Origin of the sequence: Corynebacterium sp. LK2537 (genome assembly GCF_040946485.1) — a bacterium.
In the GTDB taxonomy this organism is placed as follows: domain Bacteria; phylum Actinomycetota; class Actinomycetes; order Mycobacteriales; family Mycobacteriaceae; genus Corynebacterium.
This window is the reverse complement of record NZ_JAYWLQ010000001.1, coordinates 244,037-264,785: the sequence shown is the minus strand read 5'-3', so window position 1 is coordinate 264,785 and position 20,749 is coordinate 244,037. Positions and strand designations below refer to the sequence as shown.

Genomic DNA, 20,749 nt, shown 5'->3' with positions numbered 1-20,749 from the left:
GGCAGTCCAACTAAACAACCCGGCCGAGCCGCCGCCTTAACGCGGGGCTTGTGCCGGGTTGTTTGTATTGGAGGGGGTTAAGCGTCGACGATGACCACGGTGATCTCGCGCTCGCGCAGCGCGTCAACGAAGCTTTGCGGTGCCGCCGAGTCCGTGATGACGACGTCGATGTCCGAAATCTTGGCGAAGCTGACCAGGTAGTCGTTGCCCAGCTTGGAAGAGTCACACAGGACCACAACCTTTCGGGCGTTGGTCACGAACGCGGCCTTGATGGCCGCCTCCTGGGCGTCTGCGGTGGACAGTCCGTGATCCAGGGTCAGGGCGTTGGTGCCGATGAACGCGACGTCGGCGCGCAGCAGCGCCATGGTGCGCAGGGCGGTATCGCCGACCACGGCCTGGGTTATGCCGCGCACCGTACCGCCCAGTAGTTGTACGTCCTTGATGCCATTATTGGCCAGTGACAGGGCAATGGGCAGGCTGTTCGACACGATCGACAGTTGGTTGGCCAGGGGACTCGCTGCGATGAGATCGCTTAGCGCGTTCGTGGTGGTGCCGGCGTCCAGGAAGATGCTGCCCGGGGTCTCGGGGAGGAATTCGAGGGCCGCCTCGGCGATCGCGGATTTCGCCCCGGTGGCCGAGCGCGAGCGCGTGTCCAGGGTGAACTCGGCGGTCTGGAAGGTCTGCGAGGCCACCGCACCGCCGTGGACGCGGTGGACGACGCCCTCGCGGTCCAGGACGGCCAGGTCGCGGCGGATGGTCTCGGCGGTGACGTCGAATTTATGGGAGAGTTCCGTGACATTGACGCGTCCCTCGACGGCGGTGAGGGACGCAATCTGCCGACGGCGTTCTTCTGCATACATTGGGTAGTTCTCCTCGGTCCGTGGGTACGCGCGCGGATGGGCGCGCGCACACGGTGAAATGGGTCTACTCAAATTGTTCCAGAAAAACCGCGTGGGCAAACACAAACAGAAAAACCCAAGCACCCGGTTCTTGGGTTGCTTGGGTATTTCTTGAGGTAGATCGGGCAAATCGGAACTACGGCCATGAGGCGGGAGTGACCTTTTGCATGCCCCGCTACCTCAGAAAGGGGGAATAACGCGGAATGTTCCGGGGAATTAGAGCTTGCGCATCACGGAGACGACCTTGCCCATGATTTCCGATTCCTCCCCGTTGATAGGGGAATAGGCGTCATTGTGGGGCAGCAGCCACACCCCGGTGGAGTCGCGGTGGAACTCCTTGACGGTGGCTTCCTCGCCCTCCAGGAGGGCTGCGACGAAGTCGCCTTCCTCCGCCGTGGACTGCGAGCGGACGATGACCCAGTCCCCGTCCAGGATGCCGGCGTCCCGCATGGAGTCGCCGACGACCTGCAGCATGTAGAGATCGCCGCCGCCGACGACCTCATCCGGCATGGGGTAGTAGGTGTCGATGTTTTCCTCGGCCGTGATGGGGGTCCCGGCGGCAATGCGCCCGACGACGGGGATGTAGCTGACCTGGCCGGCATCGGGCGGGGTCTGCGGGAGATCCGCGGACTTGCTGGCCTTCTCGGCCTTCGCGTCTTCCTTCTCGGTGTTGAGGTGGCGGACATCGACGGCGCGCGGCTTGTTGGGATCGCGCCGCAGGAAGCCCTTCTCCTCCAGCTGCTTGAGCTGGTAGGCCACCGAGGAGGTCGACTGCAGGCCGGCGGCGTCACCGATCTCGCGGATGCTCGGCGGATAGCCGCGCAGGAGTACGGCGTCGTGAATGACCTCGAGGATGCGCCGCTGGCGGGCGCTTAAGGAGTCGAGTGTCGGTTTTTGTGAGGATTTGCTGGGTCGGGCCATGGTCTTTAACTCTCCAAGTTGACTAGCAGGTCGGTTAGTGGGGGACACAGGCGCTGCGGGCCCGCGAAAATTCCTACCTTCCTTTCTAGCACGAAATGTACAAATGTTCGAGATCTTCGCCCGTGCGCTAGACAAATTTTGGGAACCCTGCTATAAATCGAACACAGAACCTAATTCGAACATTCGAACGAAGGAAAGTCGGTGCCATGTCGGGGTCCGGATTTAGACTCGGTGGCACCAAGGAAAGGAAAGATTACTATGACTCTCGCATTTGATGACCGCCGTATCGCTAACACCGAATTTGCAGCTTACCGCACCGGTTCCCGCACCCCTTCCGTGGTGCCCGCGGCCGCGGTGTGGGAGCCATCGGTCCGAGATTTCGGGGATCGGCAGGGCGCGCCCGCCTGGTCGGGGCACGGCCCGGCTGGCGTGGGGTCGCGCTATTCTCGAACGCTCACGCTAGATAATCGAACAGACCGTCGTTCGCAGCCCGCGCTGAGCGCCGAGGATTTCGCAGGGCAGCCGCGCGGGATGGTCTCCGAGCAGGGGCGCCAGAAGGGCAACTACGCGCTCGGCGCTGTGTTCGGATGTGCAGTCTTCTTGGGCACGCTGGCGGCGGGCATGGGGCTTGTTGACGGCCCGGAGTCCGCCAGCTCGATGGGAGCCGTGGACAGTGCCATCACCCAGCAGGCTCACCTGAACTAGGCCGCGGTCCGGGCACTCGGCTTTCCCATCGCCGCGCGCAGTAGACTGGTAAGGCATCCGCGTGGTCCGCTGGTGCGGATGAAACCGGGAAGCTAGAAAGATACGGGGAGCGAGCCGAGTTGTATTGCCCATTTTGTCACCACGAACAGTCACGCGTCATCGACTCCCGCGTCGTTGACGCGGGTGCTTCCATCCGCCGCCGGCGCGAGTGTTCTTCGTGCCGGGGCCGTTTCACCACGGTCGAAAAGGCGGTGCTGTCCGTGGTCAAGCGCAACGGCCTGTCCGAGCCGTTTAGCCGCGACAAGCTGATCCGCGGCGTGCGCCGGGCCTGCCAGGGCCGTGATGTCTCGGACGACGCCTTGAAGCGCCTGGCCCAGGAAGTGGAGGAGACCGTGCGCAGCCACGGCAGCTCCCAGATCAACGCCAACGATATCGGCCTGGCCATCCTCGACCCGCTGCGCGACCTCGACGAGGTGGCGTACCTGCGCTTCGCCTCCGTGTATAAATCCTTCGACAGCGCGGATGATTTCGAGTCGGAGATCCGCCTGATGAAGCGCCGCGACCGGAGCAACTTCTAGGCTTCGGCCGCGGCAGCGCGGCGCTAGGCCAGCTTGTCGACAGCCTTCTGGATGCGTCGCAGGGACACCGCGTGCGCGGTGCCGAGGCGTTGGGCGAACAGGGAGACTCGGAGCTCCTCGATCATCCAGTAGATATCCCGCACCGCCTTCGTCTTAGATCTCCCGGCTGGCAGCGAACGCAGGCGATTATTGAGGTAGGCCTTCGCCTCGTCGACCTCCGCTTGGCGGTCCGCGTCCTTGTCCGGGTCGAGGTTCATCTCTTCTAACCGAATGCGCACCGCCTGCAGGTAGCGCGGCAGATGCCGCAGATGTTCGATGCCGTTTTTCGTGATCGCCTGCGGGGGAAGCAGGAAATCCAGCTGGGCGCGGATGTCGTCGATGGCTGGGCCGGTCCACTTGTCGAGCTCGTCCGTGATGCGTCCGTATTCGACCAGTCCCGGGGCGATGGCGACGACCATCTGGCGCACCCGCCCGGGCACGGCCGGGGCGACCTTCTTGCGCAGCTGGTCGAATTCTTCCGGGGAGCGCACCGCGCCGCCGGCCTCCAGCAGGAGATCGCGGATGGCGGCCACCCGGGCGTCGGAGACCAGGCCTTCGGCCCCGCCGTGCGGGTAGTTGTCGATGGCCACGCGCTGCTGCAAGGGCAGGCCCTTGACCATGGGGCGCGGGTTGACGGTGATTTCCCGCATGAGCAACGTCAGCGTCGTGGTCAGCATGGCCGCATCGGCCGCGGCCTTGGTGGGGTGCACCTTGACCTCGACGCCGTCCTTGGTGGCGACCAGCGCCGGGTAGGCGGTGACCTCGTGGCCGTCCACCGTGGTGCGGACCTCGTCATCGATGGAGCCGAGGTTGTCGGCGCGCCATTCCTTGACTGACCCGGACTCCGAGATGCGGCTTACCTTCGAGACCGAGGACTTAATCGAACCCGCCTGGCGGTGGACCAGCGCGGAGAGATCGCGGTCGGAGTCGATAATCTTGCCCCGCTTGTCGATGGCCGCGTAGTTCATACGCAGGTGGTCGGGCAGCGACTGCGGGCGGAAATCCACGGCGTTGATGCCCTGGCCGCCCAGCTCCCGCAGGACGTCGGCGAGCTGTTCGGTAATGGGCCCGGCGTAGGGGACCAGCTTGTCTAGGGCGCGCTCGGCGAACTCCGGGGCGGGCACCACCGTGCGGCGCAGGGCCTTCGGCAGGCTGCGGATGAGCTCCGTGACCAGCTCCAGGCGCAGGCCCGGCACCAGCCAGTCGAAGCCGGTGGTCTCCAGCCCGGCCAGCATGGGCACCGGCACCTGGATGGTCACGCCGTCCAGGGGATCGCCGGGGCTGAAGTGGTACGACAGGTCCAGCTCCACGGAACCGGCGCGCCAGGTATCGGGGAAGTCCGCCTCGGTCACGCGGTTATCGGCGTCGTTAACCAGCGCCTCCGGATCGAAGTCCAGCAGCGCGGGGTGGGCGTGGCGCTCCTTCTTCCACCAGGAGTCGAAGTACTTGCCGCTGGTGATATTGGCGGGCAGGCGCTCGTCGTAGAAGGCGAAGAGGGTGTCCTCGTCCGCGACCAGGCCGCGCCGGCGCGCCTTGTCCTCGTACTCGGCCGCCTTGTCGAGCTTGGCGACGTTGTCGTGGAAGAAGGAATGGTGGGTATTCCACTCTCCGCCGATGAGAGCGTGGCGGATGAACAAGTCCCGGGCCGCGGCTTGGTCGACGCGGTGGTAGGGCACGGAGCGGTCGTGGACCACCGGCACGCCATACAGCGTCGACTTCTGCTTGACCATGGCGGTGGCCCGCTTGGTGGACCAGACCGGGTCGGAATAGCTGTGCTTGAGCAGGCCGGCGGCCAGGCGCTCCACCCAGGCGGGCTCGATCTGGGCGACATCGCGCGCCCACAGCCGGGAGGTCTCCACCAGCTCGGCGGCCATGACGAACTCCGGCGGCTTCTTCGCCAGCGCGGAGCCGGGGAAGACCATAAAGCGCGTGTTGCGGGCGCCGTGGAACTCCTTGGAGTTGCCGTCGCGGGCGCCGATATTGGACAGCAAGCCCGACAGGAGCGCCTGGTGGATGGCGGCATCGGCCCGCTTGCCGGATTCCTGCGCGGTCCACTTGAGCTGCTTGGCGACCTCGCGCAGCTGGCGCACCAGGTCGAACCACTCCCGGATGCGCATGTAGTGCAGGAATTCCGCCTTCATCTGCTTGCGGAAGGCGTTGCCGGACTTTTCGTTGCGGGAGTCTTTAATGTAGTCCCACAGTTTGAGCTGGCTTAAGAAATCCGAGGTCTTGTCCTTAAACCGCGCGTGCGCCTGGTCCGCCTGGGCCTGCTTTTCCAGGGGGCGTTCGCGCACGTCCTGGATGGTCATGGCCGCAACGATGATGATGACGTCGTGCAGGCAGCCCAGCTTGTGGGCTTCCACCAGCATCCGCGCCATGCGCGGGTCGACCGGAATGCGCGCCAGCGTCGAGCCGGTCTTGGTCAGCGTGGGCAGCCCGTTCTTGTCCTCCGTGCCCAAAGCACCCAGCTCGTTGAGCAGGGCGATGCCGTCGCGCACCGCCTTGTCCGCCGGCGGCTGCACGAAGGGGAAGCGGGAGATATCGCCCAGCCGCAGGGAAATCATCTGCAGGATGACGCTGGCCAGGTTGGTGCGCAGGATTTCCGGGTCAGTGAACTCCGGGCGGGACAAGAAGTCCTGCTCCGAGTAGAGGCGGATGGCGATGCCGTCGGCCACACGGCCACAGCGGCCGGAGCGTTGGTTCGCGCTGGCCTGCGAGATGGGCTCGATAGGCAGGCGCTGGACCTTGGTGCGCGTGGAGTAGCGCGAGATACGCGCGGTGCCGGTGTCCACGACGTAGCGGATGCCGGGCACCGTCAGGGATGTCTCGGCGATATTGGTCGAGAGCACGATGCGCCGCCCCGAGTGCGGGCTAAAGACTCGGTGCTGCTCCTGGTTGGACAGGCGGCCGAAGAGGGGAGTGACCTCCACGCCCTTCCACTTCTTGGCCTCGATGACCTCCATGGCGTCGCGGATGTCGCGCTCGCCGGGGAAGAAGCACAAGATATCGCCGTCGCCCTCGGCCATCAGCTCGGTCAGGGCCTCGACGAGCCCGTCCAGCGGGTCCTGGTCGACCACCTTGCCGCCAGCCTCGAATTCCAGGGGTCGGTAGCGGATCTCGACGGGGTAGGTGCGGCCGGAGACCTCGATGATGGGCGCGGGGCCTTCCGGGCTGGCGAAGTGCTGGGCGAAACGCTCCGGATCGATGGTCGCCGAGGTGATAATCACCTTGAGATCCGGTCGCTTGGGCAGCAGCCGTTTGAGGTAGCCCAGAAGGAAGTCGATATTCAGCGAGCGCTCGTGGGCCTCGTCGATGATGATGGTGTCGTAGGCGTTGAGGAAGCGGTCGCGCTGCATCTCCGCCAGCAGGATACCGTCCGTCATGAGCTTGACGGCCGTGGACTTGGAGACCTGGTCGTCGAAGCGGATGGCGTAGCCGACGGTCTGGCCGATCTTCTGGCCGAGTTCGTCGGCGATACGCTCGGCGACCGTGCGGGCCGCCAGGCGCCGGGGCTGCGTGTGGCCGATCAGCCCGCGGCGGCCGCGCCCCAGCTCGAGGCAAATCTTCGGGATCTGCGTGGTCTTACCGGAGCCGGTCTCTCCGGCGATGATAACCACCTGGTTGTTGTCAATCGCTTCGGCGATGTCGTCCCGGCGGGCGCTGACCGGCAGGCTGTCCGGGTAAACGATCTCCGGCACGAGGCGGTCGACGCCACGCACGCGCTCTTCGGCGGCGTCGATGTCGGCGGAGATCGCCGAAAGCGCGTGCGGGGAGCGCGCCTTTTTCAGGCGGCGCCGGAACGCGCGTTCGTCGGCGCTGCGCACGTTAACCAGGCGGGCGTACAGATCGTCGCGGCTGGGCGCAGCGGGAGAGTTGTCGCGCGCCTCGCGCGGTTCTTGCGGGTCCTTGTGTGTATTAGCCATTGTCGCAGCTAATTCTACTCACGGCGGCGCGTGAGGGCTCAAACCGGTAACTATTGAGAAACTCTTTCGGAACAGGTCGAACGTATAGGACCGCCGGGTGATACCGTCACTGGGGTAGCCAGTCCCCGCCGCATTCTGTTGATGAATTCAGAAAGGACCCACCATGACCACCCCGAACGATCCGAACGACGGGCAGTCGCCGAACGACTCTTTTGGCGATCTGCCGCGTTACGAGCCGACGAGCCACCCGGAGGACAACCCGAATTTCGGCTCCCCGAATCCCGGCGGGCAGCAGGCCCCGGGCTACGGTTACGCGGGCGCGCAGGGTTATGCGGGCGGCAACGATGGATACCTGCACGGGCCGCAGCGCCCGCAGGCAGTCCGGTCCATCGGCTGGGGTTTTTCCGCCTTCGGCCGCAACTGGAAGACCCTGGTGCCGCTGGCGCTAGCCCTGGGCCTGGCCGGCGCGATCCTGTCTATGGGCATCTCCTTGCTCACCGGCGGGGATATCGAGGCAGGTTACTCGGGCAACTCCGTGGTCACCAGCCTGCTCAGCCTGGTGATCTCGATCGTGGTCACGCCCGTGCTGTACCGGTTTGCCACCTGGCACGTCGACGAGCCGCGGCCGGGTATCGGCGCCCTCGGCAAGGACGTGCACTGGGCCGCCGCGGGCGTCTACCTGGTCATCCAGGGGATTATCACCGTCATCATGCTGGGCGGGATGCAGCTGAGCGGCTTCAGCGAGATGAGCAACACCACCGACCCGGCCCAGCTGGATCCGAGCGTCTTGGCGGGAGTCTTCGCCTTCTTCATGGCCTTCGTCGTGCTCATGTTCTTCCTGTCGCCGCTGTTCACGCTGATGCCGTGGTTCGCGGCGGACGGCAAGACCGGCTTCGGCGCCTCCTTCTCGACGGGCTTTGCCGCCGGCAAGAAGAACTACCTGCAACTGCTGCTGTTCAGCCTGCTGGTGGGGCTGATTTCCTTCGGGCTCATGCTGGCCGTGGCGCTGGTGAGCCTGCTGTTTATCTCCTTCGGCATCGTGGGCGTCATCCTGATGTCCATCCTCATCATGCTGGGGGCGAGCATCGTGGCGGCCGTCGTGCTGCTGGCCCAGGCCCACATGTACCGCTCGTGCGCGGCCACCGTCCGCGTCTAAAAGCGGCTCACTAAAGCTTTCACCCCGCCCGGAGCACGTGGTTGTGCCCCGCGGCGGGGTGAAGTCTTTGTGGCGTTTTAGGTTGTTTTGGGTTACTGGATGGACTCGCGGGAACGGGCCAGGGCCTTGTCGTAGGCGTCCTTGACGGTCTCGCCGAACTCGCGGAACTCGTCCGCGCGGGCGGCGGAGTTGCGGAAGACCAGGCCGATCTGGCGCTGGGCGGTCACGGAATCATCGAAGCGGGCGATGCCCAGCTCCGGATGGTTAGCCTCCGCGGCCAGGGCCGACTCCGGCACCAAGGTGGCGCCCAGGCCCGCGATGACCAGCTGGACGATGGTGGTCAGCGACGATGCCCGGGTCACCGAGTTGGTGGCCTCCGACGGGTTGATCTTCGCCTTGCGGCACAGGTCCATGATCTGGTCGCGCAGGCAGTGGCCGTCGTCGAGCAGCAGCAGATCCAGGGAATCCAGGTCCTCGAGCTTCAGGTCGTCGCGGCCGGCCAGCGGGTGGTCGCTGGGGACGACCACGGCGAAGTCCTCGGTGTAGAGAGGGACCTCGACCAGCCCGGAGGCCTCCGACGGCAGAGCGATGATGGCCAGGTCCAGCTGGCCGTCGCGCAGGCGCTGGAGCAGGTGCTCGGTCTGCTCCTCGACAATGCGGGGCTCCATGTCCTCGAACTTGCTGTGCAGGTTCTTGAGCAGATCCGGGAGGATGTACGGGGCCACGGTCGGTATGGCGCCGATGGTCAGCGGCCCGGACAGGTCGCCGTGGGCGCCGCGGGCGTGGGCGAAGAAGGCGTTGGCGGCTTCCAGGGTGGCCTTGGCGTAGGGCAGCAGCTTCTCGCCGGCGGCGGTGACGATGACTCGGCGGGTGGAGCGTTCAATCAGTTGGATGTCGAGGCCTTGCTCCAAAGCAACCAGCGCCTGGGACAGCGAAGGCTGGGAGATTTGTAGCTTTTGGGCGGCCGTGCCGAAGTGTTTATTTTCGGCGATGGTAACGAATGTGCGCAGCTGAGCGAGGGTGGGACGGTACTCTTTATTATGCATACTTATCATTATATCATTAATAGATAGGGAGGTCTATTGACGTTCTTGAAACTGATAGGCATAATGGAAGTCGTTGGCCGCTAAGTCGGCCGCAGACCACAAATCTGGACTAAGCAACCTCATTAAAGGAGATGTTGTCAACAATGCCTATCTTGACCGTTGGGGAAAAGTTCCCGGAGTTCAACCTGACCGCGCTCACCGGTGGCGACCTGCACGACGTGAACGCCCAGCAGCCGGAGGACTACTTCGAGCAGGTTTCGCTGGATAAATACGAAGGCAAGTGGAAGATCGTCTTCTTCTACCCTAAGGACTTCACCTTCGTCTGCCCGACCGAGATTGCGGCATTCGGCAAGCTGGACGAAGAGTTCCAGGACCGTGACACCCAGGTGCTGGGCGGCTCCACCGATAACGAGTTCGCTCACTTCAACTGGCGCGCCACCCACCCGGACCTGAAGTCCGTTCCGTTCCCGATGTTCGCCGACGTTCGCCACGACCTGATCCGTGCGCTGGGTGTCGAGAACGCTGACGGTGTCGCTGACCGCGCTACCTTCATTATCGACCCGGACGGCATCATCCAGTTCGTGTCCGTCACCCCGGACGCTGTGGGCCGCAACGTGGACGAGGTTCTGCGTGTGCTCGACGCCCTGCAGTCCGAAGAGGTCTGCGCTTGCAACTGGGAAGCTAACGACCCGACCAAGAACATCAACAAGATGGACGTCGTTCAGGAATCCCTGAAGTAAAGACTTAAAGTCATGGACCCCGTCGAAGTCCGCTCCGGCGGGGTCTTTGTCTCAACCCCGTTGAAATATACTTATCAAAAACCAGAAGGAGAATAGTCTTGTCTATTGATAACCTGAAGAGCTCCATGCCCGAGTACGCCAAGGATCAGAAGCTGAACCTGGGCACCCTGACCCGCAGCACCGAGCTCAACGAGGAGCAGCTCTGGGGCTCCCTGCTAGCCGCTGCCGCCGCTACCCGCAACGACACCGTCCTGTCTGAGATCATGGAAGAGGCCAAGGAGCACCTGTCCGACGAGGCCGTCGAGGCTGCCCTGGGTGCCGCCACCGTCATGGCGATGAACAACGTTGCCTACCGCGCCAAGGGCTGGCTCGGTGACGACTACGCTCAGGTCAAGTTCGGCCTGCGCATGAACATCATCTCCAAGCCGGGCGTCGAGAAGGCTAACTTCGAGCTGTGGAACACCGTGGTCTCCGCCATCAACGGCTGCGAGCACTGCCTGGCCGCCCACGCGCACGAGCTGCAGGAAGCCGGCCTGACCAAGGAGCAGATCTGGGAGGCCGTCAAGGTCGGCGCCGTCATCCAGGCTGTCGCCCAGACCGTCCAGATTGAAGCCGCTCGCTAAATCTAGCGCCGCGCTTTAAAGCAGACACCCGCCCAGCCGCTCGCAACCGAGCCCGGGCGGGTGTTTTCGCGTCCTTAGGGGGGAGGCGCGCTAAGCCGTTAGTAGTCGACGCGCAGATCGGACAGGCGGACCTCGCCGGCCTCGTCGGATGCATCCAGGTCGACGGTGCCGACCAGCGCGTAGGCGTTGTCGCCGTCCGGGTCCTTGATGATCTGGCGGACCGTCCACGCGCGCGGACGGGTTTCTGCCAGGCGGAAGTACTCCGGTCCGCGGGCGGCCGGGCCGGAGTCGATGTCGGCGTATTCGTCGAAGTAATCGTCCAGCGCCGCGCCGAAGTCGGGCACCTCGTCCAGGTAGTCGAGGAGCTCGGCAAGGCGGTCTTCCTTCTCGAAGGCAAAGAGCTGGACCAGGCGGAAGAAGTAGTTGCGCACCATGATGGTAAACGCCCGCTTGTTGGAGGTCAGCGCGGTCGGGTCCTCCACGCCAAAGGCCAGCTCGCGGTCCACCGTGGCCTGGTCGACGGGGGAGTCCTCGCCGGCCATCTGCGCCCATTCGTCGACCAGGGAGCTGTCGACCTGGCGGATGAGCTCGCCCAACCACTCCAGAATGTCGGCGAGCTGCTCGGTCATGTACTCCTGCGGCACCGACTGCTTGAGCGTGCGCCAGCAATCGGTCAGGTAGCGCAGGATAACGCCCTCGGAACGGGCCAGCCCGTAAGTGGCGACCAGGTCGGAGAACGTCATGGCCTTTTCGACCATCTCGCGCAGGACCGACTTCGGCGCGATGTCGAATTCCTTGGCCCACGGGTTGCCCTCGCAGAAGGACTCGAAGGCCTGGTCGAGCAGCTCCTCCAAGGGCTTGGGCCAGGTGATCTCCTCGACGATGGCCATGCGCTCGGTGTAGTCCACGCCCTCGGCCTTCAGCGCCGCGATCTCCTCGCCGCGGCGGGCCTTCTGCTGGGCCTGCAGCACCTGCCGGGGATCGTCCAGGATGGTCTCGAAACAGGAGATAATGTCCAGCGTGAAGGTCTCGGACGCGGGGTCCAGCAGCGTCAGCGCCGCCAGCGCGAAGGGGGAAAGCGGCTGGTTCAGCGCGAAGTCGCGGGGCAGCTCGCGCACCAAGTGGTAGGGCCGGCCGTAGATGTCCAGCCTCTTGGTGGACTTTTGGACCACGCCGGCGTTGAGCAAGCCTTTGAAGAGATCCAGCGCGGTCAGGATGTGCTGGTTTTGCTGCGCGCGGGTGTCGTGGTTGGTGCGCAACAGGTGCTTGAGGTGTTCGTAGCCGTTGCCGTGCCGGGCCAGGACGTTGAGCAGCATGGAGTTCGACATGCGGAACTGCGAGGTCAGCTGCTCCGGTTCGGCGTGGGTCAGCCGCTCGAAGGTCTTTTCCGACCAGGAGACCTCGCCGTCGCGCGGGGCCTTCTTGCGCAGTTTCTTCAGCCGCTTCGGGTCGTCGCCCACGCGGCGGCGGGCCTTGGCGTTTTCGATCTCGTGCTCGGGCGCCTCGACCACCACGGTGCCCTCGGTGTCGTAACCGGCGCGGCCGGCGCGCCCGGCGATCTGGTGGAACTCGCGGGATTTCAGGATGCGCTGGCGCGTGCCGTCGAACTTCGCCAGGCCCGTCATCAGCACCGTGCGGATGGGCACGTTGATGCCCACGCCGAGGGTATCGGTACCGCAGATGACCTTCAGCAGGCCGCGCTGGGCGAGGCGTTCCACCAGGCGGCGGTACTTGGGCAGCATGCCGGCGTGGTGGATACCGATGCCCTTGCGCAGCAGCCGCGACAAATCTTTGCCGAAGGTGGTGGTAAACCGGAAGCTACCAATCTCGGTGGCGATGGCTTCCTTTTCCTCCGGCGTGATCATCGCCTTCAGCGAGGTCAGCGCCTGCGCGCGCTCGGCGGCCTCGCGCTGGGAGAAGTGCACGACGTAGATGGGCGCCTTGCCAGCGCTCAGCAGCTCCTCGATGGTCTCGTGGACGGCCAGGAAGGTGTAGCTAAAATCCAGCGGCACCGGGCGCTCGGAACCCGCCACGAGGTCCGTGGTGCGGCCGGTGCGCTCGCTGAGATCCTTTTCCAGCCAAGTGGTGTCACCCAGGGTGGCCGACATAAGCAGGAATTGGGCCTGGTCGAGCTCCAAGAGCGGGACCTGCCAGGCCCAGCCGCGCTGCGGGTCCGAGTAGTAGTGGAACTCGTCCATGACTACCTGGTCGATCTTGGCCTCGCGCCCGTCGCGCAGGGCGATGTTAGCCACGATTTCCGCGGTAGCGGCGATGATGGGGGCGTTGCCGTTGACGGTGGCATCGCCGGTCATCATGCCGACGTTTTCCGCGCCGAAGATTTCGCACAACGCGAAGAACTTCTCGCTCACCAGGGCCTTAATCGGAGCGGTGTAGAAGCTGCGCTGCCCGCGGGCCAGCGCGATAAAGTGCGCGGCGTTGGCCACCATGGACTTGCCGGACCCCGTCGGCGTGGCCAGGATGACGTTGTCCCCGGCGAGGATGCCTAACGATGCCTCCTCCTGGGCCGGGTACAACGAAATCCCGCGTTCGGTGGTCCACGCGGTGAACGTGTCCCAGATGGCGGTGTCGACGAGCGACTCCGGTACTTCGGCGAGGTCGGGCAGCATTTGCGTTAAAGTCACGCCTACCACTCTAGGCCATCGCCCCCACCGCCGGGTTCGCCGGGCGCGACCCGTCTAGCTCTCGTCGCTGCGATCCTCCGGACCCGTCCCGGAGTCGACATCTCTGTCGTCGCGGCCGTGGTTCATGTTGCGCTCGATGGCCCGGCGGACCTCGGGGTCCTGGTCATCGAGGTAGGCGAGGAAGCGCTCGAATTCCTCGCTGATTTCCTCGCCGGTGGGCATGTTCTGCTCGCCCGGCAACACGGCCTGCGGGTGCTCGTCGCGGTAGTGCTCAAGGAAGGAGTCGTACTGCTCCTCGAGCTGGCGCACGACCTGGTTGACCTCCTCGGAGTCCTCGACCTGCTCGGCCAGCTGTTGGTTGACGCGCTCAACGTCGTGCTCCAGGCTGCCGAGCGGCAAGTCCAGGCCCGCGGCGGTGGCCACGGACTCCAGCAGCTGCAGCGTGGCGTGCGGGTACGGCGAGGAGGCCAGGTAGTGGGGCACGTGGACGGTGAAGCCGGCGACCTTGCGGCCGCGGTCCGCCAGCTCCTTTTCCAGGTAGAGCTGGGCCGAGCCCGGCACCATCATGGTCGAATCCAGCTTGAACATCCGCTGCTTTAACCGGCGCGAGTTGCCGTGGGCGGTAATCACCAGCGGGCGGGTGTGAGGCACCGGCATCGGGGCGGCGTAGAGGCAGATGGTGTCCGAGACGTCGAACTTGTCGGCCAGGTCCGCCACCGCGTTGGTAAAGCCTTCCCAGCGCAGGTCGGGCTCGGGTCCGGACAGCAGCAGGAAGGGCTTGTCGCGGGTGTCACGCACCACGCGCATGCTCAGGTTGAGTTGCTCGATTTCCATCGGGCTATCGGCGTCGATGGTCACCGCGGGGCGCCGCGAGCGGTAATCAATGAGTTCGTCGTTGTTGAACGCGGCCACGGGCCGCGAGTCGAGCGCGGCGAGCAGGTGCGCAGCGCTGGCGTCGACCGCTTGGCCCGCGTCCGCGTAGCCGCTCATGGCCACTACGAGGGTGGGGCCGTTGCCGTCGTCATTCGCGGAGTCGACTACTGGGGCAGGATACTCCAGTTCGTACATGCGGCGATCTTCATCAGGCATGTCTTTTCCTCCTTCTTTTACCTGCAACAACGATTCCCCGGCCGGGTTTATTCCTTAACCTTTGCGGGAACGCATTGGAGCTATTGTAGACCATCGCCGCGGGCCCGGCCTGTGGATAACGTGCCGATATATTACGTGGAATATAAATGTGGCGAGTTATCCACAGGCGCGGGACGGCGGCGCTCGATTTCGGCGCGCATTCCGCCGATGATGACAGCATGACTACTTCACAAGCACACACGTACACACCCGCCGAAATCCTTGCCGACATCCCCGGAAACCTTGGTTTCTACCCGTCCGAATCCCTCGTCATCGTCAGCTTCCAACCCGACCACGACTGCCCCGAGAGCTATATTCTCGGACCCCTCCTGCGCATTAGTATCGACGACGTCGACGAGGGCTGGGAGGAAGGCCTCGCCCTGCTGCACCAATACCCCGACCACATCTTCTTCGCGTTCATCATCAGCACCCGCCCGGAGTCGCACCTGAGCGAACTCATCGACTTCCTCTACGACGAGGAGCAATGCTTCGTCTCCCTCGAAGGCCTGTGGATGGTGCCGGAAATCCAGGTCGGCCAGCCCTACGAGGAGATTTTTGCCGACCCGGCGCTGCACCAGGGCCCCGGCGGCGACGCCTGGCTGGAAGGCCGCGTCGCGCCGATTACGGAGTCCGACAGCATGCGCGCCTGCATCGCTGAGGGCGAGTTGCCCGCCCTCGACCGGCAGGAATGCTTCGAGCCCTTCCAGCGCCGCAACCGCCTGGGGGAGCCGGCGGAACTCGCCGCCCTCAACCGGCTGGCTACCGACTGCGCTAACGATGCCTGCTGTGGCCACCGCACCTACGGCTACGACCTCGTGGCCATCGCCCGCGACGTCTCGGAGGTCCTAAGCGATATCGACGGGCCCGGCGACGTCGCCGGGGACACCGAGCTGTTGTTTACCGCCGCCGTCTGGATGGGCAGCACCAAGGCCCGCGACGTCGCCTTGGGCGGTTGCCTGGCCCACCCCGCGGCCGCCTGCACGCTCATGCTGGCGCTGGCGCAGACCTTCAGCGGCCACATTCGCGCCAACGCGCTGGCCGTCTACGCAGTCTGCTCAATCGAGATGGGCATCTACTACAAGGCCAGCACGGCGCTGATGGTCGGCCGCGAGGAATTCCCCGAGCACAACTTCCTGCGGCTGCTACTCAGCGCGTTCCGCTGCGGGCTGCACGAGGCCCTCATCGATAGCGTGCGGCAGGGCTCGGAAAAGGCGCGGCTGGCAGCCGTCTACGGGGGATGCCACTGCGACCCCGAGCCGCGGGCCGCCTAGGCCTAGCGGGTTACGCGCGGCGGGCCGAGTGCGCCTTGTCGCCGAGCTGGCGGGTGAACTCCCACGCGTCCGAGACGATGGTGTCTAGGTCCGTGCGCGTCGGGTTCCAGCCCAGCTCCTCCTTGATCTTCTCGGAGGAGGCGATGAGCACCGCTGGGTCGCCGGCGCGCCGCGGGGCATCCTCGGCCGGGATCGGGTGGCCGGTGACCTTTCGGCAGGCGGCGATGACCTCCTTGACGGAGTAGCCGTCGCCGGAGCCCAGGTTGTAGATCCGGTGGCAGCCCGGCTTGTTGCTCTCCAGCGCCAACACGTGCGCGTCGGCTAGGTCGCGGATATGGATATAGTCGCGGACCGCGGTGCCGTCCTTGGTGTCCCAGTCGTTGCCGAAGATGAAGATCTTGTCGCGGTGCCCCAGGGCCACCTGCAAGATGATGGGGATGAGGTGCGTTTCCACCGCGCGGTTTTCCCCGATGGAGCCGTAAGCGCCGGCCACGTTGAAATAGCGCAGCGAGGTCGCCGCCAGGTCAAAGGCCTTCGCGTAGGAGGTGATCATGTAGTCGATGGACAGCTTGGTCGCCCCGTAAGGGTTGGTGGGACCCGTCGGCGCGTCCTCGGTAATCGGCACCTGCTCCGGCTCGCCGTAGGTGGCCGCCGTGGAGGAGAAGACGAGGTTCTTGACGCCGTTGTCCCGCATGGCGTCCAGCAGGGCCAGGGCGGTGCCGACGTTGTCGTGCCAGTATTCGTTCGGCACCTCGACGGACTCGCCGACCAGGGAACGGGCAGCGAAGTGGACCACGCCGTCGAAGCCGCCCTCGGACAGCACGGACTGGGCCAGCTCGTCGACGCGGCCCTCGACCAGGCGCGCCTGCGCCGGGACGGCCTCGCGGTTGCCCGTGGAAAAATCATCGATGATCGTCACGTCGTGGCCGCGCTCGATAAGAACCGCAGCGCACACGCTGCCGACGTACCCGGCGCCGCCGGTAACCAGAAGCTTCATGGGTTTTAAGACTCCTCGATCCGCACCGCGTGGGCCAAGTCGTTGAGCAGCTCGACCCCGTGCCCGGACTTAGTGGTCAGGGTAATCGCGCCGCCGTTGTTGAGGGCGGTGACTTCGGCGCCGACGACGATCCCGGCATCGTGCAGCTCCCGGAAGTGCTGGTGGTCGACCTGCAGGATCTCATTAATCTGGCTGACGGTACCGGTGACCTCCTTGCCCTCCGGCAGGTCGATCGCGCGCGTGCCCTCCGACTGCTCCGGCACGTTGGTGCCCAGCTGGGCCAGGCCCGGGATCGGGTTGCCGAAGGGGGAGCGCGCCGGATCATCCAGCACGGCGACGACGCGGCGCTCCACGTCCTCGCTCATGACGTGCTCCCAGCGGCAGGCCTCGTCGTGGACCTGGTGGATGTCCAGGCCCAGCACGTCGGTCAGCAGCCGCTCGGCCAGGCGGTGCTTGCGCATCACGGCGGTGGCCAGCTCGCGGCCGCTCGGGGTCAGATCCAGGCTCCGGTCGGTGCGCACATGCAATAGGCCATCGCGCTCCATGCGCGCCACGGTCTGCGAGACCGTCGGGCCGGACTGCTCGAGCCGCTCCGCGATGCGGGCGCGCAGCGGGGTAATACCCTCTTCCTCGAGCTCGTAGATGGTTCGCAGATACATTTCGGTGGTATCGACTAGGTCCCTCACGTGGGCTGGCACCTTTCTGATTCCGGGAGTGGATTCTCACTCGCAGCACAGGATTGCTAAACCTAAGCCGCGGCAAAACTAATACACCATAGTCTAGCGCATATCGCCGGGCTGTCGTTGTCGCAGTAAAGGCTATAAACGCTATTTACGGTCTAGGAAGCGTCCAAACAAAGACGAAACCGCCGGCCTGAATGATCAGGTCGCGGCGGGCTAAGGCGGCGGATAAAAGTCCTACTGGGCGTACTCGCGCAGGCGGTCGGCGCGCTGGCCGTCGCGCAGCTTGGCCATGACCTCGCGCTCGATCTGGCGCACGCGCTCGCGGGACAGGCCAAACTGGCGGCCAATCTGGTCCAGGGTGCGCGGCACGCCGTCATCCAGGCCGTAGCGCAGGCGGATGACGTCCTGCTCGCGCTGCTCCAGGGAGCCGATTACCGAGCGGATATCGGAGTGCCGCAGGGAGGCGACGACGGCCGTTTCGGCATCGGTAGCCTCGGCGTCCTCGATGAAGTCGCCCAGCGGGGCCTCCTCGTCCGCGCCGACCGGCATGTCCAGCGAGACCGGGTCGCGAGACTGGCGCAGGAGCATCTCGATCTTGTCCTCATCGATGCCGGATTCCTCCGACAGCTCCTCATTCGTGGCCTCGCGGCCCAGGGACTGGTACATCTCGCGCTTGATGCGGGAGAGCTTGTTGACCTGCTCGACCAGGTGGACGGGCAGGCGGATGGTGCGCGACTGGTCGGCCATGCCGCGGGTAATGGCCTGGCGGATCCACCAGGTGGCGTAGGTGGAGAACTTAAAGCCCTTGGCGTAGTCGAACTTCTCCATCGCGCGGATAAGGCCCAGGTTGCCTTCCTGGATGAGATCCAGCAGCGGCATGCCGCGGCCGGTGTAGCGCTTGGCCAGCGAGACCACCAGGCGCAGGTTCGCCTCCAGCAGGTGGGAGCGGGCCTTCTTGCCTTCCTTGACGAGAATCTTAAGGTCGCGCTTCTCGGCGCGGGTGAGCTTTTCCGCGTTATTCAGTTTGTATTCGGCGTACAGGCCGATTTCGATTTCCTGTGCCAGCTCGACTTCGTCCTCGGCGGACAAAAGAGCGGTCTTGCCGATGCCGTTGAGGTAAACCCGCACGAGGTCGGCCGAAGGGTTGTCGTTGGTATGCCCGCGGCGGGAACCGCGATCAACCTCCTGCTCCGTGGCGTCTTGCTTAGATGAATCCTGGTCGTGGGAAGTGGTCATCTAGGGCCTCCTAAAGTATCGCCGGTTACAAACTACTCAACGGCTCGCGGCGCGGATTAGTTCCCGCACCATCTTTTGGGGGTGACGACCTAGGTCTCCACCAGCAAAGTAAAGGGTCCTTGGTTGACTGAGCTGACTTCCATCATCGCGCCGAAGCGGCCCTCGGCCACGGTGATGTCGCGGGAGCGCAGCTGGCGCACCAACTCCGTGATGACCGGCTCGGCCATCTCGGCCGGTGCCGCCGCCGACCACGAGGGCCGCCGCCCGCGGGCCGTCGCGCCGTACAGGGTGAACTGGCTGACCACCAGGACGGGCGCGCCGGTATCCGTCACGGATTTTTCCCGGTCGAGCATCCGCAGCTCGGCGATCTTGCGCGCCATTTTCTCCACCGCGGCCGCCGTCCTGGCCTTGTCCTCGCAGTCCTCGCGCGAAACGCCTACTAGCGCCAGCACGCCGCCGGTCTCCGGGCAATCGATGCGCCCGACCGTCTCACCCGCCACGGTCACGCTCGCTTGAGATACCCGCGTCAACACTGCCTTCATAAACTCTTCGTGCCTTTCTGCTTTTTGCCTGCCCGACTGCGGGCTTTCTGGTGGTTGTTGCGCCGGTGCTTAGTCCAGGAACTCGGCGGGCAGCACCAGCCCGTGCCGAATCAGGTCCACGATGGCCGGCACCGCCGAGCGCACCAGCTCCTCCTCGTCCAGCCCGTGGGCGGCGGCGTACAGGGCGATGGTCTCGCCCAGGTTGAGCCCGTCTGGCCGGAGGCCGGCCACCACCGCGGCCAGCCCGTCGTCGACCTCGTGCGACCACCGCGGGCCCTCCGTGCGGGTCAGGCGCTTGACCGCCGGCTCGAAGCCCTGGTGGCTTTCGGCGTCCGCGACGGAGACGTCCTCCAAGGCGACGCCGGGGCGCAGGCCGAAGTACTTGGTCTCGATCTCCCCGGGCACCAGGTCGCGGAGCCAGGCCACGCGGGCGAAGTATTCCTCTACCTCCGGGCCCAGCGGATCGCTAAAGGCCTGGGGCAGCGACTCCGCCAGGACCTCGGTGGGGGCATCGTCAGCAATGCGCTGCAGGGCCACGAAGCCGAAGCCGATGCCGGTCACGTCGTGCGCGGCCAGGTACTCCAGCCAGGCCGTGCTGCGCTTGCGGCCGGCGCGGGTGCGCACGTCGACGGACTCGTCGCGCAGCCACGTGGACACATACAGCGCCGGGTCCGCCACGTCGCGCTCGATGACCCACGCTGCCACCCCGTGCGACGGCAGCCAGCTGGCCACGCGCTGCGCCCAGTTCTCGTCCGTGCGGTGAACCCACGCCGCCAACAGGTGCGCGGTGCCGCCCGGGTTCAGGTAGTCCGCCACCTCCGAGACCACCTTCTGGGAGGCCCCGTCCAGCTCCATCCCGGAGTCGCGGTAGACGTGGCCTACCTCCGGCAGGCCCACCACGAACGGCGGGTTGGCCACCACGCGGTCGAAGCGGCGCCCGGCCACCGGCTCGAACCAGGAACCTTCGACAAGCTCCACCCGGTCGCTAGCACCGGCCGCGGCCACCGTCGCGCGGGCCAGCGTCAGGGCGCGCTCGCTGACATCGGTCGCCGTGACCGACTCGGCGCAGCCCAGCTGGCCGAGCACCTGCACGCCCGAGCCCGTGCCGAGATCCAGCACCGTGCCGACCGGGGAGAGGGGAGTGGACTGCATCAGCGACAGGCTGGCCGCGCCCACGCCCACCACGTGCTGGGAGCCGGGCACGTGGTCGACCAGGGAGGCATCGACGTCAGAGAAGACCACGCGTTCCCGGCCGGCGATGATCTGCGGCCGAATCTCCAGCGCGCAGTAGACCGTCCCGTGCTCATCCGCGCGCACGATGCCGGTATCTACCAGCTGCGTGGCCAACCGCGCGCCCACGGCCTGGGCCAGGGCGGTGGCGGGGACGGCATCGTGCAGCAAAAAGATGCGGGTAAGCCACGCCATCTGGCTGTCGTCCCGGCAACGCAGCGCCACCGGGGCGTACTCGCCGCGGTGCAGGGCCTCGGTGGCCTCCGGGCCCAAGAAGCCGGCAATACCGGCCACATCGAAGCCGGCGGAGGTAAACACGTCCGCGAGCTCACCCGCCAGGGCGGAGAGATCGTCCGGCAGGGGCAGGCAAAAGCGTTCGGTGGCGGGCAT

General features: G+C 65.5%; 17 protein-coding genes. 6 read left to right on the top strand and 11 right to left on the bottom strand.

What is annotated here, in order from left to right; genetic code table 11:
- Positions 1 to 77: 77 nt before the first annotated feature.
- Both VVS03_RS01270 and lexA read right to left on the bottom strand, forming a co-directional pair.
- Positions 78 to 860, bottom strand: coding sequence for a DeoR/GlpR family DNA-binding transcription regulator (locus tag VVS03_RS01270; protein WP_368519182.1), 783 nt, complete (start codon positions 858 to 860; stop codon positions 78 to 80).
- A 255-nt stretch (positions 861 to 1,115) separates the two neighbouring features.
- Positions 1,116 to 1,868: a transcriptional repressor LexA gene (lexA, locus tag VVS03_RS01265; RefSeq protein ID WP_409338159.1), complete on the bottom strand. Its 753-nt coding sequence runs from the start codon at positions 1,866 to 1,868 to the stop codon at positions 1,116 to 1,118.
- A gap of 210 nt (positions 1,869 to 2,078) precedes the next feature.
- Between lexA and VVS03_RS01260 the strand changes: the two genes are divergently transcribed.
- Complete coding sequence (locus VVS03_RS01260; RefSeq protein ID WP_368519184.1) at positions 2,079 to 2,525, top strand: hypothetical protein; 447 nt, start codon at positions 2,079 to 2,081, stop codon at positions 2,523 to 2,525.
- Positions 2,526 to 2,644: 119 nt separating this feature from the next.
- The gene (gene nrdR, locus VVS03_RS01255) at positions 2,645 to 3,103 is read left to right on the top strand and encodes a transcriptional regulator NrdR (RefSeq protein WP_368519185.1); all 459 of its coding nucleotides are present in this window, start codon (positions 2,645 to 2,647) and stop codon (positions 3,101 to 3,103) included.
- 23 nt (positions 3,104 to 3,126) lie between these two features.
- On the opposite strand, the gene hrpA is transcribed toward nrdR, so the two are convergent.
- Entirely contained in the window at positions 3,127 to 7,065 is a 3,939-nt protein-coding gene (gene hrpA / locus VVS03_RS01250; protein WP_368533916.1) for an ATP-dependent RNA helicase HrpA, read from the bottom strand.
- A 163-nt stretch (positions 7,066 to 7,228) separates the two neighbouring features.
- Between hrpA and VVS03_RS01245 the strand changes: the two genes are divergently transcribed.
- Positions 7,229 to 8,221 carry a hypothetical protein gene (locus VVS03_RS01245; RefSeq protein ID WP_368533917.1) on the top strand — a complete coding sequence of 331 codons (993 nt, stop codon included), beginning with the start codon at positions 7,229 to 7,231 and terminating at the stop codon, positions 8,219 to 8,221.
- A 92-nt stretch (positions 8,222 to 8,313) separates the two neighbouring features.
- Here the strand turns inward: VVS03_RS01245 and VVS03_RS01240 are convergent, their stop codons facing one another.
- Positions 8,314 to 9,267, bottom strand: a complete 954-nt coding sequence (locus VVS03_RS01240; protein WP_368533918.1) for a LysR substrate-binding domain-containing protein — start codon at positions 9,265 to 9,267, stop codon at positions 8,314 to 8,316.
- A 143-nt stretch (positions 9,268 to 9,410) separates the two neighbouring features.
- Here VVS03_RS01240 and VVS03_RS01235 point away from each other — a divergent pair, with 143 nt between their 5' ends.
- A complete protein-coding gene (locus VVS03_RS01235; protein WP_368519189.1) occupies positions 9,411 to 10,007 on the top strand; it encodes a peroxiredoxin in 597 nt (198 codons plus the stop codon).
- 98 nt (positions 10,008 to 10,105) lie between these two features.
- A complete protein-coding gene (locus VVS03_RS01230) occupies positions 10,106 to 10,630 on the top strand; it encodes a carboxymuconolactone decarboxylase family protein (protein ID WP_368519190.1) in 525 nt (174 codons plus the stop codon).
- A gap of 98 nt (positions 10,631 to 10,728) precedes the next feature.
- Here VVS03_RS01230 and VVS03_RS01225 read toward each other — a convergent pair whose 3' ends face one another.
- Both VVS03_RS01225 and VVS03_RS01220 read right to left on the bottom strand, forming a co-directional pair.
- Entirely contained in the window at positions 10,729 to 13,272 is a 2,544-nt protein-coding gene (locus VVS03_RS01225) for a DEAD/DEAH box helicase (RefSeq protein WP_368533919.1), read from the bottom strand.
- Between the two features lie 54 nt (positions 13,273 to 13,326).
- Positions 13,327 to 14,361 carry a proteasome assembly chaperone family protein gene (locus tag VVS03_RS01220; RefSeq protein WP_368533920.1) on the bottom strand — a complete coding sequence of 345 codons (1,035 nt, stop codon included), beginning with the start codon at positions 14,359 to 14,361 and terminating at the stop codon, positions 13,327 to 13,329.
- A gap of 218 nt (positions 14,362 to 14,579) precedes the next feature.
- On the opposite strand from VVS03_RS01220, the gene VVS03_RS01215 reads away from it, so the two are divergent.
- Positions 14,580 to 15,671 (top strand): DUF4192 domain-containing protein, encoded by a 1,092-nt coding sequence (locus tag VVS03_RS01215; protein ID WP_368533921.1) that lies wholly within the window; start codon positions 14,580 to 14,582, stop codon positions 15,669 to 15,671.
- 10 nt (positions 15,672 to 15,681) lie between these two features.
- On the opposite strand, the gene galE is transcribed toward VVS03_RS01215, so the two are convergent.
- The 5 genes from galE to VVS03_RS01190 all read right to left on the bottom strand — a co-directional run bounded on the left by galE (position 15,682) and on the right by VVS03_RS01190 (position 20,749).
- Positions 15,682 to 16,668: a UDP-glucose 4-epimerase GalE gene (gene galE / locus VVS03_RS01210; protein ID WP_368533922.1), complete on the bottom strand. Its 987-nt coding sequence runs from the start codon at positions 16,666 to 16,668 to the stop codon at positions 15,682 to 15,684.
- Between the two features lie 5 nt (positions 16,669 to 16,673).
- Positions 16,674 to 17,354, bottom strand: coding sequence for an iron dependent repressor, metal binding and dimerization domain protein (locus VVS03_RS01205; RefSeq protein ID WP_368519195.1), 681 nt, complete (start codon positions 17,352 to 17,354; stop codon positions 16,674 to 16,676).
- Between the two features lie 231 nt (positions 17,355 to 17,585).
- Positions 17,586 to 18,587, bottom strand: a complete 1,002-nt coding sequence (locus tag VVS03_RS01200; protein WP_368519196.1) for a sigma-70 family RNA polymerase sigma factor — start codon at positions 18,585 to 18,587, stop codon at positions 17,586 to 17,588.
- Between the two features lie 89 nt (positions 18,588 to 18,676).
- Positions 18,677 to 19,129 (bottom strand): D-aminoacyl-tRNA deacylase, encoded by a 453-nt coding sequence (gene dtd, locus VVS03_RS01195; protein ID WP_368534564.1) that lies wholly within the window; start codon positions 19,127 to 19,129, stop codon positions 18,677 to 18,679.
- Positions 19,130 to 19,198: 69 nt separating this feature from the next.
- Entirely contained in the window at positions 19,199 to 20,749 is a 1,551-nt protein-coding gene (locus tag VVS03_RS01190; protein ID WP_368519198.1) for a methyltransferase, read from the bottom strand.